Raw genomic sequence first — 12,624 nt, 5'->3', positions numbered from 1 at the left:
TCTACGTACTTTTAGGGATGCGGAGACTGGCAATATAGATTTCTAGAGTCCCGAAATGAAGATAGTCATCTCTCTTCCATCTACGGTACTATGGAAAGCATACACAGGTTGATAATATCCTTTGGAATCTAAATAGTAGCTTACTTCTACTTTATCGATATGTAAGGTTTCTATCATATTATTTTCAGGGTAATATTTAAATTTTCCATCTAAAATTTCCTTATATGCTTCTTGTTCGCTTTTTATTTGAACATCTTTTACTTTGTTATATGTTATTAAATGATTATCAAGTCTCTTCACTGTATCATCGTTATAATAATCTACAGTTAAAGAACCATCTATTAGCTGATTTTCTATTACCTTTTTATCTAACGTCCACTCATAAATACCAGTATCGACTTTTTGAAAAAGCGAGTCTTGTGGAACATCTATGCCGAATTTTGCTAAGTTTTCTTTTAAGGTTTCTTCATCTACATCTTTTAGCTCTTTATCCTCGTCAAAGCTTGAAAAATCGCTATAGCTGTAACTACCATCTAAGAATCGGAACCATATATTATAAGATATCTCATCTCTAATCCAATAAACACCTTCATCCGGATAGGAAATAACCTCCTTATTCATTGCGTCGATATTCATTCTTTTAAAAAAATCTGTGACAAATTCATCAGCAGAACCCTTTGTATAGCCTGGTGCCTTATAAACCGGAACCTTTCTCCTATGATCATCAAGCTGTACATCAATAGTTATTGTTGTATTTTCCATATTGATTTTATAATTTGGCATGATGGAGAGATTCCCAAAATCCTTCAAATAGTAGTATGCAAACATGCTACCGGATAGGATAACAACTAGCAATAAAGGTGAGAAGTAAACAAAGGATCGTTTGATTCCCTTTTTTCTGATTGTAATGGAGCCCATGATGATGCCATATCCAATGATGGCGCCAAGTAGATTATTAATTAAATCGTCAACTTCAAAAACACCGTATCCTGTTATCAGTTGGACACATTCAATGGAAAGTGTAAATAGAGCTGCTATCCCAATTGTCCATACTGTTTTTTGAAACCGTGTATGCAATAACGGGAAAAGAATACCGAATGGCACAAACATGAATATATTTAAATACACGAACTGCCAATTCCTTACACTAAAACTATACCAAGCTTCTCTATACGAACTAAGAAAAGATACATTAATCCCACCCGGATAAGATGAATCTCTGTTCAAAAAGGTTACCCCAATAACCATGATTACATATCCAGTAAACAATCCACCCAATAGTAAATGCTTTCTGGAAAGTCTTCTCTTCCCTCCAAGGAGTTTTCTATACACAATGAAATACCCTAAAAAGAAAATAAAACCTAAAACCATTACTGCTATTAATGCTAGTAAAAAATACTCCTTAACTATACTCATAATTTCTTGTAATCTCATTTTTTATCTCCTTCATGAATTTCGTGGATAGCTCCCTAGTGATGTATTATAAAACTAATTATTTCAAAAACTGTGATTCTACTCAATATTTATTCTGCAAACAAAGACGCTCACCCATACTGCGGATAAGCGCCCGATTATGGAACAGGTTTATTATTTTTATTTCACTATATTTTTCAAGAATATGGCCCTTTAAAGAAATAAGAGGAGAGAATTTTTAATACAACTATTTAGTATCACCTTTATTATCCCTCAACATTATGACCTAAAATTTCTACACTTTCTTTCCGTTTTGAGAAATCACATACTCCCTAGCCTCTGTACACTCTTCGCATTCATCTTCACATAAAAAGTAATACGGATTTTTCTTTAACTGCGTGCTTGCCACCTCAACGACATCTCTCGCTTTCATGAACTGACATACACCGTTTCCAATTGTTCCCACAGTAAGATAACCCTCTTCTTTAAGGAGTGATTCCATTTTTTTGAAATTTTGACAGCAATGATTGATAATCGGAACTTCTATTTTCTCAATCTTTCCGTTGTTAGAAATTAACACTGTAGAATAAGTTCTATATGGTACATCATTTAAAGATTCCGCCAAATGGATCGTCGTATTGGAATCATGGGAAACACCAAGCAGAAGTATCCTTCCATCAAGCTGATACACCTTACCGATCGGACTTTTAATTCCTTCTGGTTGATCGATTGGATGTTCAGCAACAATTTCACTTGCATACTTCCCGTAAGCCGCAAAGGCACTATTAGGATGAACACTTCTTAGGACACTAGGCATTCTCCAAAATGTTTCAGCAACAATCCCCATACCCTCTGTAGGTGTCGTTTTTGGATCAAATAACTCATCTCCACTTGTCATTGATGGCATGACGAGTGTCCCTTCATCCCCTAAAATCTCTAGTAAACTTTCAATAACCACTTCCGGGCCGCCCTCGATGTAGCCTATATTTCGTAGTGATGTATGTACGACAAGAACCATGCCCTCTTTTATTCCAACTCTTTTAAAATCTTCTATTAATTGCTTTTTTGTAAGCATGTCCCCACCCCAAATTGTCGTTTTCCCCATTATATTATTTGCGCCCAATTATGAAAAGATTTCCAAAAACTGTTGACAATAATTTCTAATCGCTATATGGTTAATTACATAAGTAACTAACCAACATGGTGGTGAACCAAATGAAGCACTTAATTGATGATGGAAGGCCAATCTTCATCCAAATTGCAGAACGTATCGAAGATGACATTATCGAAGGCGGCTTGCCAGAAGAATCTCAAGTTCCATCTACGAATCAGTTCGCTCACTTTTATAAAATTAATCCTGCCACAGCTGCTAAAGGAGTAAATTTACTTGTGGATGAAGGCATCTTATATAAAAAGCGAGGGATCGGAATGTTTGTTGCTGAAGGTGCACGTATAAAAGTCATTGAGAAGCGAAAGGAACAATTTTTCGAGCAATTTATAGTGACGATGATTCAGGAAGCTGAAAAATTAGGAATTACGACGGAACAATTAATGGATATGATTCGGAAAGGAGAGGGAAGACGATGAAAGAAGTAATAAAAATAAGTCGGTTAAATAAGCTGTACGATGACCATAAAGCAATCCAAGATATTAGCTTTTCAATTGAGGAAAATAAAATATATGGCCTTCTCGGTAGAAATGGTGCCGGTAAAACAACGTTAATGAAAATGATCACGGCACAGATTTTTCCAACTAGCGGGGAATTATTGGTTTTCGGTGAGGAGCCTTATGAAAATTCTAAAATATTGAATCAAATTTGTTTCATTAAAGAAAGTCAGAAATATCCTGATAATTTTACTGTTCGTGATATTTTGGAAGTGTCAAAGTCGTTTTTTCCAAATTGGGATGAGAAGTATGCCTATTCATTGGTAAAGGATTTCAATCTTCCTTTAAAGAAGAAAAATAAGGGGCTTTCCCGAGGAATGCACTCCGCGCTTGGAATCGTTATTGGGCTTGCAAGCAGAGCTCCGTTAACTATTTTTGATGAACCGTATTTAGGGCTGGATGCTGTTTCTCGTGAATTATTTTATAACCGTTTAATGGAGGATTACACGGAACATCCTCGGACTGTCATATTATCTACTCATCTCATTGATGAAGTTAGTAATTTGTTAGAACACATTTTAGTAGTTGACAAGGGAAGCTTAATTATCGATGAGGATGCTGAGAATTTAAGAGGAAAGGCTTTTACAGTAACAGGGCAAACAGCAAAAGTAGAGTCATTTATTACTGGAAAAGAAGTAATCCATCGCGAACCATTTGGCGGGTTGCTTTCAGCAACTGTAATAGGTCGCGCAAATGATAAAGTCCATATTCCGGGACTTGAAATATCCCCGGTTTCCTTGCAGCAATTAATTGTTCATTTAACGAAAGGGAATTCCGATAAACAAGGAGTGATGGCGAAATGAATATTCGAAGTGTTTTAAAAATGCATGTTCGCGACAAATGGGGTTGGTTTTTAATTCCGAATATCATACTTTTTTCAATTTTTATAGTTAATTTAATTGTTAGTCTATTCATTACTCCAAAAGAAATGTATTATACAGGTGGAGTATCATATATCTTTGTATACATGTTAGTAGCGGGAATATTAGTTGTAACACAAACATTTTCATATGCAGTTAGCATGTCTGTTAGAAGAACCGATTACTTTTTCGGTACCGTTGTCATGGGGGCTATTATGAACTTCTCCTATGGAGTGCTATTATTGATTTGTTCAATAGTAGAAAATTGGACAAATGGCTGGGGTGGAAAATTTCATTTCTTCCACTTTCCATATTTAAATAATGGAACACTATTAGAACAAATCGCCATCTATTTCATCCTGTTGATTAATCTATTTTTCCTTGGGTTGATGATTTCTAGCTTTGCCCGCCGTTTTGGAAAAAAAGGAATGGCTTATGCAACTATATCTTCCTTATTGATTGCAAGTATCGCAGCACTACTCATCACCTATTATGAACATTGGATGGATATCATTCATTGGATTATTGAACACACTGCCGTCCAACTTGCATATTGGCTCATTATCCCTACCTTGTTTTACGTTGTCTTTTCGTACCTTTTCTTGAGAAGAGCAACGGTATAAAAAAACGACTTGCGATGCTAGATCGATGTATCGCAAGTCGTTTTCTATGTCCAAAATAGCAAATATTAAATTTTTATCGAAATAGTGATAAGAGCAGTGGTTCCTTTTCACCACTGCTCTTATTTTATGCTATGTTTAATTCCTTGTGGAACTAAAACACCCGATAGTTTAAGTATAATAGTTAACAATCGTAGATTAGTAAGCGCGAGCAAACCAAACCGTATGTTTTGCTTCTTTACTACAATAAACGCATGTCTGCTTTGTTATCGGTGGGTTAAATGGAATGTTTTGTGTTGTGAATTTTGTTTTTTCTTTTACATTTTCTTCACAAGCATCGTCTCCGCACCAACCAGCTAATATCCAACCAGGAATTGTTCCATTTTGTTCGGATTCTGCTAGATGTTGGTTTAACTGTTCCATCGTATTGATATGAGTGTGCGAATTTTTCGTACGGAAAGTTTTTGCTTTTTCGAATAGACGAGTTTGCATTGTTTCAAGTTCTTTTTTTATACCTTCAATAATTGATTCTAAAGGTACAGAAACTTTTTCCACTTCATCACGGGCTTTCATTAAAACTTGATTATTTTCTAAATCACGTGGACCAAGTTCAATACGTACAGGTACACCTTTTAACTCCCATTCATTAAATTTATAGCCTGGTGATTGATCAGAATCATCAAGACGAACACGAATTCCTTTCTCTTTTAAAGCTGCAAAGATTTCATCTAATTTCTCCATAATTGCATGGTTCTTTTTCCATGGACCTACTGGAATCAAAATAACTTGAGTCGGTGCTATTTTTGGTGGTAAGACAAGACCTTGTTCATCACCATGAACCATGATGACCGAACCAATTAAACGTGTGGACGTTCCCCAAGACGTTGTATGAACATATGCGTGTTTATTATCTTTTGTTAGATATTTTATATCAAATGCTTCCGAAAATTTTGTACCTAAGTAGTGTGAAGTGCCTGCTTGCACGGCTTTTCCATCTTTCATCATTGCTTCAATGGAGAATGTATCAACCGCACCAGCAAAGCGTTCTAATGGTGTCTTTTGTCCATCATAAACTGGAATCGCAAGTAATCCTTCTACGACTTCTTTATAAATAGTTAGCATTTGCATTGTTTCCTTACGCGCATCTTCTTCGTCCACATGAGCAGTATGACCTTCTTGCCATAAAAATTCAGAGGTACGTATAAATGGAAGAGTTTTCTTTTCCCAACGGAATACATTTGCCCATTGATTAATTAAAACCGGGAGATCTCGATAACTTTTAATCCAGTTTGAATACAAATGTCCAATCATTGTTTCTGAAGTTGGACGAAGTGCTAAACGTTCTTCTAATTTCTCTCCTGCAGCTTCTGTTACCCATGGAAGCTCCGGTGAGAACCCTTCAATATGATCCTTTTCCTTTTGTAAGAAGGATTCGGGAATTAACATTGGGAAGTATGCATTACGATGACCGGTTTCTTTAAACCGTTTATCCATCTCTTCTTGAATATGTTCCCATAATTCATAGCCATCTGGCTTAAATGCAATACAACCACGAACTGGAGTATAATCCATTAAATCAGCTTTTTGAATCGTATCAATATACCATTTTGAAAAATCATTTGTTTTTTGAGACATCGTCTTTTCCTCCTGAGAAAATGAAATAACTTTAAAAAATAAACGCTCTTTTCTTAAACATTGTTGCTATTGTTTATTAATTTTAATAATAAAAATAAATTGGAACTCAAAACGTGGTCATTCCGCTGAGAAAATAGCTTCGTCCTTCATAAGAACCGCTAAATTCACCTTTTAGGGGGTAAAAGCCGGCTTTTGGGCTTTTACAAAAACAACAAATTTTTACGAAACAGCCAAAATAAAAAAAGCATAAAGAGTCCTCAAAAAAGGACGCCTTTACGCTAATAGACGTGGTACCACCTTAGTTCGACATTAATAATAAATATTAAGTCCTCTAAACGTTTGTAACGAAACGACTCGGTCAGTTTTTATCTAACATCTCAGTGGTAGGGTTCAATAAGAAGAGGTGATATAGCTTTCAGCCAAGGCTATATTTTCTGTTTCACAATCCTTATTTACTTGATCACGTCATTGATTACATATTTAGAAATTAATATATCAACTTGCTAAAAGTAATTCAACTATTTCTGTAACACAGACAAAATAAATGAGCAAATAAAAGTGATGGAAACCTTTAAGTATTTACTCCTTCTTATAATAATAAAAAGAAATACTTTAATTTTTGCTTATTGAATTAACTTGCCTGTTAGTGTAATCCTTACCAACGGAATAACACGTCTGATATTTTTAACAACTTTATTATAATCTAAAAATAAGCCACTCACTCCCTCAAAATCAAGATTAGATAGGGAATGAGTAGCTTAATTTTACCTTCAGCGATTCTCATACGCTGAAATTTTATCTTCATGTAACAGTGTTAATGCAATATCGTCCCAACCGTTTAATAACACTTGACGGCGGTATGGGTCGACTTTAAATGAATACGTGTCGCCATCTTCCGTAACAATCGTTTCGGTTTCAAGTGAAACGGTGATTTTCAATGGCTTTTCTTGCGACTTCTTCAATAAATCTTCCACTTCCGCTTCGGAAAGCTGTATCGGAAGAAGTCCGTTTTTAAAGCTGTTGTTATAAAAGATATCGGCAAAGTTTATCGCGATAATGACACGAAATCCATAATCGTCCAGTGCCCAAGGAGCATGTTCACGGGAAGAACCACAGCCAAAGTTTTCCCTTGCGATTAAAATTTCACTGCCTGCGTACTCAGGTTTATTCAACTCGAAGTCCGCTCTTTCTACTCCATTATCATCATAACGCCAATGATAGAACAAATATTTCCCGAAACCAGTACGCTCAATTCTTTTTAAAAATTGCTTAGGGATGATTTGGTCTGTATCTACATTCGAACGATCTAACGGCGCAAGTACGCTCGTTACTTCTTTAATCGGCTTCATACAAGCGCCTCCTCTTGTGAAAATGTACGAACGTCGACGAAACGTCCAGCAATCGCTGCAGCTGCTGCCATTGCAGGGCTTACTAAGTGTGTACGAGAGCCATTTCCTTGGCGACCTTCAAAGTTACGATTTGATGTAGAGGCACATCTCATACCTGCAGGAACTTGGTCAGCGTTCATTGCAAGACACATACTGCATCCAGATTCACGCCATTCGAATCCAGCATCAATAAAAATTTTATCTAACCCTTCCGCTTCCGCTTGTCTCTTAACTGAATGTGATCCAGGCACGACAATTGCATTCACGGAACTTTTCACTTTCTTACCAGTAACAATTTCAGAAGCCGCACGAAGGTCTTCAATTCGAGAATTCGTACAAGAACCGATGAACACATATTGAATTTCAATATCTGTCATTTTTGTTCCGCCTTCAAGTCCCATATATTCAAGTGCTTTTTCAATTTCCGCTTTTTCCGCATCCGTTTTTCCATCTTCAGGTCGTGGAACAGATCCATTTACACCAACGCCCATCCCAGGGTTTGTACCCCATGTTACGACGGGTTCTATTTCAGAAGCATCAATTTCAATGACAGCATCATACGTAGCATCTGGATCAGTTGCAAGCTCTAGCCATTCTGCTTTTAATTTTTCAAATTCTTCACTAGCAGGAACATGAGTGCGGCCTTCCAAATAAGCAAATGTTGTTTCGTCAGGACTGATTAATCCAGCTTTTGCACCAGCTTCAATGGACATATTGCAAACCGTCATCCGTTGTTCCATCGTTAATTTTCTGATGGCTTCGCCTGTATATTCAAAAATATGGCCTGTTCCAACGTTGATACCGTATTTTGCAATAATCGCCAAAATTAAGTCTTTTGAAGTTACCCCTTTACCTAGTTCACCGTTCACTTGTACTTGCATCGTTTTCGGTTTTGCCTGCCACAAAGTTTGAGTTGAAAGAACGTGCTCCACTTCACTCGTACCTATCCCGAACGCCAATGCACCAAATGCACCATGTGTGGATGTATGGCTATCTCCACAAACAATCGTTTTACCAGGCTGAGTTAATCCTAATTCAGGCCCAATAACGTGAACAATCCCTTGATCTGGATGACCCATTCCAGCTAAAGGAACGCCAAATTCGACACAGTTTTTTTCAAGCGTCGTCATTTGCTTTTCGGAAATTGGATCTGTAATTGCTTCATTCAAACGAGTTGGTACGTTATGATCCATCGTAGCAAATGTTAAATCTGGTCTACGTACTTTTCTTCCATTCATTCGCAAGCCTTCAAACGCTTGCGGAGAAGTTACTTCATGCACGAGATGAAGATCGATATATAGCAAATCTGGTTTCCCTTCTTCTCGATGAACGACGTGCTTCTCCCAAATCTTTTCAATGATTGTTTTGCCCATCTTTCTTCACCTCACCGTTCTATTTCACTAATGATTTTTTCTGTCATTTCAGTTGTAGATAAAATTTGTCTACCGATATTTTTGAATTCACTTGTACAGAAACCTGCTTCTAGAACATTTTTAACAGCTGTCTCTAATGTATTCGCTTCTTCCAACATACTAAATGAACTACGAAGCATCATGGCTGTTGATAAAATGGCTCCAATTGGATTGGCGATATTTTTCCCGGCTATATCTGGTGCTGACCCATGGATTGGTTCGTATAATCCAAAGCCATCCACACGAAGACTAGCAGAAGGCAACATGCCTAATGATCCTGTAATAACAGAAGCTTCGTCACTTAAAATATCTCCAAACATATTTTCAGTTACAATAACATCGAATGCAGATGGATACGTGATTAGTTTCATCGCCGCAGCATCAACAAGCATATGATCGTACTCTACTTCTGGGTATCTAGCAGCAACTTCTTCTACTATTTTTCTCCATAGTTTGCTTGATTCAAGTACATTTGCTTTATCAACTGAAGTCACTTTGTTCCTGCGCTGCTTTGCCAATTCAAATGCGTGAACGACAACGCGCTCGATTTCATCACGACCATAAACTAAAGTGTCAACAGCCTTATCATTATCATGGAAACTTGGCTCACCGAAATATAAACCACCAGTTAGTTCCCTGACAATCATCATATCTACACCTTCAGCAACTTCTTCCTTCAAAGGAGAAACAGAGAGCAGGCTTTTGAATGCTTGAACCGGCCGAAGATTTACACTTAATTCAAAGTGTTTACGAATTTGAAGAAGCCCTTTTTCAGGTCGAAGATGAGACGGATGATTATCCCATTTTGGTCCGCCGACTGCTCCGAGAATAATCGCATCACTTTCTTCACAAATTCGGATTGTTTCATCAGGTAATGGCTGGCCAACTGTGTCAATGGCTTCTCCACCAAGTAAACCGTATACCCATTCAAATTCATGATGAAAACGACGCCCAATCGCTTCTAATACAGATATGGCAGCATCTGTTACTTCTTTACCTATTCCGTCACCTCGTAATACCGCTACTCGTTTCTTCAAACCCATCTTCCTCCCCAAAAATTCCTAAACTGTTATCAATAATTGCTTCATTTGCGATTGAAGCAATATACGATTCACCGCATTTAAATATGCCTTAGCTGACGCCTCTAATACATCCTGTGCAGAATCTCTTCCGACAAGATCATCTTCGTTAAACGTTAAGTTAATGACTGCTTCGGCAAGAGCGTCTCTGCCTTTTCCAATGGATGAAACTCGGTAATCCAATACATGGACTTTCCCTTCAACTATCTTCTCAAGCGCATTGAAAATAGCTTCCACGCTTCCTGCTCCACTTGTTGTTTCTTCCACGATTTTTCCTGCAGGCGTTTTTACTCTTACAGTAGCAAATGGATCTTGCGCTGATTTATATTGAACGCCGACAGTTTCAAGTTCGTATACAGCAGTCTCTGAATCTTTCAACTGTTCATTCGTTAAAATAGTCCATAAATCCTCATCTGTAATTTCTTTCTTGCGATCGGCTAGTTTCTTAAATTGTATAAATGCTTGATTCAAAGATTCACTATCTAGTTCAAAACCCATAGATTTAGCACGATCTTGGAAAGCGTGTCTCCCTGAATGTTTGCCTAGCACTAAATTATTAGAAGTTTCTCCGATAAGTTCTGGAGTAATAATTTCATACGTTGTTGGTTCTTTTAACACGCCGTCTTGATGAATGCCTGATTCGTGAGCAAAAGCATTTTTACCTACAACCGCTTTATTCGCTTGAACAGCCATTCCTGTTAATTTACTCACTAGTTGGCTTGTACGTTTTATTTCATTCAACGTTAAGTTTGTTCCGATTTGATAAAAATCTTTTCTCGTATATAAGGCGACTCCAACTTCTTCCAAAGCGACATTTCCGGCTCTTTCGCCAATCCCATTGATAGTACCTTCAATTTGATCAGCACCGTTTTGGATTGCAGCCAGAGTATTGGCAACTGCCATTCCAAGGTCATTATGACAATGAGCTGAAAGTTTAGCTTCCTCAATATTCGGAACATTCTCTTTTAAATATTTGAATAATGCTCCGTATTCTTGCGGGGTGGCGTAACCTACCGTATCTGGGATATTGATTACAGATGCTCCAGCTTTTATGGCTTGCTCTACGATTTGAGCAAGGAAAGCTCGATCTGATCGGAACGCGTCTTCAGCTGACCATTGAACAATAGGAAAAAATTGTTTCGCATATTTAATTGTATCAATGGTTGTTTGTACTACCTGTTCAGGAGTTTGTTTTAATTTATACGTCATGTGTATTGGAGAAGTAGCAATGAAAACGTGGAGCCTAGGGCATTCCGCCACTTTCAACGCTTCCCATGCATGATCAATATCTGATTTGACTGAACGCGCCAGGCCTGTGACAGATGAGTCTTTAATAGTGGAGGCAATTTTTTTAACAGCATCTAAATCACCCGGAGAGGCGGCGGGAAACCCCGCCTCCATAACATCCACTCCGAATTTTTCAAGCTGTTTCGCGATCTCGAGTTTTTCGGCCGTATTTAGGTTAACTCCTGCCGATTGCTCTCCATCACGTAACGTTGTATCAAAAATGTCAATTTTTCGCACTTGCAACCACTTCCTTAGCGGCTTTCTTCTTACCCGCTTTTACAAATGGCATCATTTCGCGAAGCTCTTGACCTACTTTCTCAATTAAATGCTCGCTTTCACGACGGTTAATTGCATTAAATTCTGGACGATTTAATTGATTTTCAAGCAACCAACCTTTTGCAAATTTTCCTGTTTGGATATCATCCAAAATATCTTTCATACGAGCTTTTGTATCTGCATTTACAACACGTGGTCCAGAAACGAAGTCTCCCCATTGTGCTGTATCAGAAATGGAATAGCGCATTCCAGCTAGACCATCTTCGTACATTAGGTCAACGATTAATTTAAGTTCATGCAAACACTCGAAGTACGCAACCTCTGGTTGGTAACCAGCTTCTACAAGTGTTTCGAATCCTGCTTTTACAAGAGCAGTTGTTCCACCACATAGTACTGCTTGCTCTCCGAATAGATCTGTTTCCGTTTCTTCTTGGAATGTAGTTTCCAATACGCCGGCACGTGCACTTCCAATTCCTTTTGAATATGCTAATGCAGTTTCTCTTGCTTTACCAGTTGCATCTTGGTAAATGGCAAACAATGCTGGTACACCTGCACCTTGTTCAAATGTACGACGCACTAGATGTCCTGGTCCTTTTGGAGCAACAAGGAATACGTCCACATCAGAAGGAGGAACAATTTGATTAAAATGAACATTAAAACCATGAGCAAATACTAACGATTTACCAGCTGAAAGTTCTGGTTTCACTTCGTTTTCATACACAGCTGTTTGTCTTTCGTCTGGAAGCAAGATCATGATGATATCAGCTTGAGCACTAGCTTCTTTAACAGAATATACGTCATGTCCATCTTCAACCGCTTGATCAAATGATTTACCTGGTCTTACACCAACAATAACGTCAAAACCGCTATCTTTTAAATTGCTTGCATGTGCATGACCTTGTGATCCATATCCTAAGATTGCGATTTTCTTTCCTTGTAATTCTTGTTCATTGATTTCGTTATTGTAATATACTTTTGCCATTTTTTCT

11 protein-coding genes and 1 other annotated feature are annotated in these 12,624 nt (G+C 37.6%); of the genes, 3 read left to right on the top strand and 8 right to left on the bottom strand.

Annotated elements, in window-relative coordinates; all coding sequences use genetic code 11:
* Window positions 1-42: 42 nt before the first annotated feature.
* Together KHA93_RS20840 and KHA93_RS20835 are read right to left on the bottom strand one after the other, a co-directional pair.
* On the bottom strand, window positions 43-1,434 hold the full coding sequence (locus KHA93_RS20840) for a VanZ family protein (RefSeq protein ID WP_213112475.1): 1,392 nt from the start codon (window positions 1,432-1,434) through the stop codon (window positions 43-45).
* 274 nt (window positions 1,435-1,708) lie between these two features.
* Window positions 1,709-2,488 carry an AAC(3) family N-acetyltransferase gene (locus tag KHA93_RS20835; RefSeq protein WP_213112474.1) on the bottom strand — a complete coding sequence of 260 codons (780 nt, stop codon included), beginning with the start codon at window positions 2,486-2,488 and terminating at the stop codon, window positions 1,709-1,711.
* Window positions 2,489-2,628: 140 nt separating this feature from the next.
* Between KHA93_RS20835 and KHA93_RS20830 the strand changes: the two genes are divergently transcribed.
* From KHA93_RS20830 to KHA93_RS20820, 3 genes are read left to right on the top strand one after another with little or no spacing between them, the layout of a single operon-like run.
* Window positions 2,629-3,000, top strand: coding sequence for a GntR family transcriptional regulator (locus KHA93_RS20830; RefSeq protein WP_213112473.1), 372 nt, complete (start codon window positions 2,629-2,631; stop codon window positions 2,998-3,000).
* Window positions 2,997-3,881, top strand: coding sequence for an ABC transporter ATP-binding protein (locus KHA93_RS20825; RefSeq protein WP_213112472.1), 885 nt, complete (start codon window positions 2,997-2,999; stop codon window positions 3,879-3,881). The genes KHA93_RS20830 and KHA93_RS20825 overlap by 4 nt, the downstream gene beginning before the upstream one ends.
* On the top strand, window positions 3,878-4,561 hold the full coding sequence (locus KHA93_RS20820) for a hypothetical protein (protein WP_213112471.1): 684 nt from the start codon (window positions 3,878-3,880) through the stop codon (window positions 4,559-4,561). Before KHA93_RS20825 ends, KHA93_RS20820 begins: the two co-directional genes overlap by 4 nt.
* Window positions 4,562-4,756: 195 nt before the next feature.
* Here KHA93_RS20820 and proS read toward each other — a convergent pair whose 3' ends face one another.
* The 6 genes from proS to ilvC form a co-directional block, all read right to left on the bottom strand.
* Window positions 4,757-6,193: a proline--tRNA ligase gene (gene proS / locus KHA93_RS20815; RefSeq protein ID WP_213112470.1), complete on the bottom strand. Its 1,437-nt coding sequence runs from the start codon at window positions 6,191-6,193 to the stop codon at window positions 4,757-4,759.
* 260 nt (window positions 6,194-6,453) lie between these two features.
* Window positions 6,454-6,671: a binding site (T-box leader), on the bottom strand.
* 292 nt (window positions 6,672-6,963) lie between these two features.
* On the bottom strand, window positions 6,964-7,542 hold the full coding sequence (gene leuD, locus KHA93_RS20810; RefSeq protein WP_213112469.1) for a 3-isopropylmalate dehydratase small subunit: 579 nt from the start codon (window positions 7,540-7,542) through the stop codon (window positions 6,964-6,966).
* A complete protein-coding gene (gene leuC, locus KHA93_RS20805) occupies window positions 7,539-8,954 on the bottom strand; it encodes a 3-isopropylmalate dehydratase large subunit (RefSeq protein ID WP_213112468.1) in 1,416 nt (471 codons plus the stop codon). Before leuC ends, leuD begins: the two co-directional genes overlap by 4 nt.
* Before the next feature lie 11 nt (window positions 8,955-8,965).
* A complete protein-coding gene (gene leuB / locus KHA93_RS20800) occupies window positions 8,966-10,030 on the bottom strand; it encodes a 3-isopropylmalate dehydrogenase (protein ID WP_213112467.1) in 1,065 nt (354 codons plus the stop codon).
* Window positions 10,031-10,054: 24 nt separating this feature from the next.
* The gene (locus tag KHA93_RS20795; protein ID WP_213112466.1) at window positions 10,055-11,596 is read right to left on the bottom strand and encodes a 2-isopropylmalate synthase; all 1,542 of its coding nucleotides are present in this window, start codon (window positions 11,594-11,596) and stop codon (window positions 10,055-10,057) included.
* Window positions 11,583-12,617, bottom strand: coding sequence for a ketol-acid reductoisomerase (gene ilvC / locus KHA93_RS20790; RefSeq protein WP_213112465.1), 1,035 nt, complete (start codon window positions 12,615-12,617; stop codon window positions 11,583-11,585). The genes KHA93_RS20795 and ilvC overlap by 14 nt, the downstream gene beginning before the upstream one ends.
* Between the last annotated feature and the right edge of the window lie 7 nt (window positions 12,618-12,624).

This window comes from Lederbergia citrisecunda (genome assembly GCF_018343695.1).
In the GTDB taxonomy this organism is placed as follows: domain Bacteria; phylum Bacillota; class Bacilli; order Bacillales; family Bacillaceae_C; genus Lederbergia; species Lederbergia citrisecunda.
Note: the sequence above shows the minus strand (reverse complement) of the source record. Positions and strands in the feature narration are given on the sequence as shown.

Bases quoted from the DNA above. Each gene is read 5' to 3' on its own strand.
- KHA93_RS20840 (WP_213112475.1), bottom strand. From the start codon at position 1,434: ATGAGATTACAAGAAATTATGAGTATAGTTAAGGAGTATTTTTTACTA.
- KHA93_RS20835 (WP_213112474.1), bottom strand. From the start codon at position 2,488: ATGCTTACAAAAAAGCAATTAATAGAAGATTTTAAAAGAGTTGGAATA.
- KHA93_RS20830 (WP_213112473.1), top strand. From the start codon at position 2,629: ATGAAGCACTTAATTGATGATGGAAGGCCAATCTTCATCCAAATTGCA.
- KHA93_RS20825 (WP_213112472.1), top strand. From the start codon at position 2,997: ATGAAAGAAGTAATAAAAATAAGTCGGTTAAATAAGCTGTACGATGAC.
- KHA93_RS20820 (WP_213112471.1), top strand. From the start codon at position 3,878: ATGAATATTCGAAGTGTTTTAAAAATGCATGTTCGCGACAAATGGGGT.
- proS (WP_213112470.1), bottom strand. From the start codon at position 6,193: ATGTCTCAAAAAACAAATGATTTTTCAAAATGGTATATTGATACGATT.
- leuD (WP_213112469.1), bottom strand. From the start codon at position 7,542: ATGAAGCCGATTAAAGAAGTAACGAGCGTACTTGCGCCGTTAGATCGT.
- leuC (WP_213112468.1), bottom strand. From the start codon at position 8,954: ATGGGCAAAACAATCATTGAAAAGATTTGGGAGAAGCACGTCGTTCAT.
- ilvC (WP_213112465.1), bottom strand. From the start codon at position 12,617: ATGGCAAAAGTATATTACAATAACGAAATCAATGAACAAGAATTACAA.